The organism is Spirillospora sp. NPDC049652 (assembly GCF_040675125.1).
In the GTDB taxonomy this organism is placed as follows: Bacteria; Actinomycetota; Actinomycetes; order Streptosporangiales; family Streptosporangiaceae; genus Spirillospora.
This window is the reverse complement of sequence record NZ_JBFAOF010001053.1, coordinates 1-2,337: the sequence shown is the minus strand read 5'-3', so window position 1 is coordinate 2,337 and position 2,337 is coordinate 1. Positions and strand designations below refer to the sequence as shown.

General features: G+C 72.4%; 1 protein-coding gene. It reads left to right on the top strand.

What is annotated here, in order from left to right:
- Positions 1 to 339 precede the first annotated feature (339 nt).
- The coding region (locus AB0J52_RS36760; protein WP_500187525.1) for an APC family permease at positions 340 to 2,337 on the top strand (1,998 nt) is incomplete at its 3' end.

Genomic DNA, 2,337 nt, shown 5'->3' with positions numbered 1-2,337 from the left:
GGCCAGCGCCGCGACGACCGCGACGGCGGCGGTGGCGGCGGCGGGTGGGCGGACGCGGCGACGGGACGGCGCGGGGAACGACACTGGACCTCCTCCGGAACCGGCGTCCCCAACCGTGTCACCGATCTCGTCCGAATGCCAGCGTCCCGACCGACCCCGGACGGGTCCGGGCGCCCGTCCCGTCCCGGTTGGCCCCCCTCCCGCCTCACGAATCTCGGGGAAATCGTTGCGGTTTTACCCGCTCTTGGGGAATTGTGGGCCCTTCAAGCAGTGCTGTCTCGCGAACAGCGGCGCGGGTTCAGGCCTGGGGAAACATCGCCTAAGACCTGGGACTTCGCCATGCCCAACAACATGTTCCGCCGCCTTCCGGTGGAGCGCGCGACCGGAGAGACGCACGGCGGCCGGCACCGGCTGCGGGTCGTCTACCGCACCCGCGACCTGATCGTGCTCGGCCTCGGCGTGATGGTCGGCTCCGGCATCTTCAAGATCTCCGGCCAGCTCGCCGCGCAGACCGCCGGGCCCGCCGTCATCGTCTCGTTCGTCGTCGCCGGGATCGTCTGCCTGCTCGCCGCGCTCTCCTACGCCGAGCTGTCGTCGATCATCCCGGTCGCGGGCAGCGCCTACTCGTTCAGCTACGTCGCGTTCGGCGAGGTCTGGGCCTGGGTCGTCGGCTGGTCGCTGATCCTGGAGCTGCTGCTCGCCGCGTCGGTCATCGCGCGCGCCTGGTCGCTGTTCGCCACCCAGACGCTGCACGACTTCGGCGTCCCGATACCGGGCGCGCTCGCGGGCGTGATCGGGCAGGAGAAGGGCTTCGACGTCTTCGCGCTCGGCATCCTCGTGCTCATCGTCGTGCTGCTCGCGATCGGGAGCCGGATGAGCATCCGGACGCTGTGGTTCATGGTGCTGGCGAAGCTGATCGTGATCGGGCTGCTCATCGCGACCGGGCTGAAGTTCTTCGCCCCGCACAACCTCACGCCGTTCGTCCCGCCGGCCCGGGCCGCGCCGGACGACAGCGCGCAGACCCTCCTGGACGCGCTGGCCGGCGCGGTCACCGGCGGCTCCCCGCACGTGTTCGGCGTCTGGGGCATCCTCGCCGCGACCCCCGCGATCGTGTTCGCCTACATCGGGTTCGACCTGATCGCCACCGCCGCCGAGGAGACCGACGACGCGCCGCGCCGCATCCCGCGCGGCATGATCGCCTCGCTGTGCATCGCGGTCGTGCTGTACCTGGGCGTCGCGGTCACGATGCTCGGGATGGTCCGCTACAGCAGGCTCGACCCGGCCAAGCCCGCGCTCAGCAACGCGTTCGGGGCGGTCGGCGCGAGCTCCATGGGCAAGATCGTGGACGTGGGGGCGGTGCTCGGGCTCACCACGGTCATCCTGGTGGTGCTGATCAGCCTCACCCGCGTGCTGTTCTCCATGTCCCGGGACGGCCTGCTCCCCCGCAAGATCTCCGGCATCGGCCGGTACCGCGTCCCGACCCGCGCCACGCTGGTCGCGGGAGCGGCCGCCGTCCTGATGTCGCAGACGATCAACGTGCTGACGCTGGAGCACATGGTCGTCATCGGGACGATGTTCGCGTTCCTGTTCGTCTCGGCGTCCGTGCTGCGGATGCGCCGCGACCGGCCGGACCTGCACCGCCCGTTCCGGGTCCCGGCGGCGCGGACGACCGCCGTGCTGACGATCGTGCTGGTGGCGTGGCTGATGCTGAACCTGGAGCTGCGCACCTGGGCGTACTTCGGCATCTGGATGGCGGCCGGGATGCTGCTGTACCTCGCCTACGGACGGCGGCGCAGCCAGTTGAAGCTGCTGCTGGAGCAGCCGCCGCCCGCCCGGATCTCCGTCCCCTACCCGGTGCCCGCCCCGACCGGCGTGCCCATGGCCCCCGGTCCCGCGGCCGCCGGCCCGCCCCCCGCCGGTCCCATGGCCACTGGACCGATGGGGGCGGGAGGGATGCCGGCCGGGCCGATGTCGTCCGGTGCGGTGGCCTACGGCCCGACCGCGACAGGGCCGGTGCCGTCCGGTGCGAGGACGCCCGTTCCCCCGCCGCCGGCCGCCGCCCAGTCGCCCTTCGAGACGCCGTGGTACGACCGCGAGCGGTACCAGCAGCCCGCGCGCGAGACGCCGCCCAGCTACGACCCGTTCGAGGTCCCGCCGCACCGGCAGGCGAACCAGGAGAACTACGGCTCGCAGGGCGGCCGTTACTACCAGGACGACGAGGACGTCATCGGCCTCGGCTACGGCCATCCGTCCAGCCCGACCCGACGCGCCACTCCGGACACCGGTGCGCCCAACGCGCCCGACGTGCCGCGCATGCCCGGCGGCCCCCACCCGTCC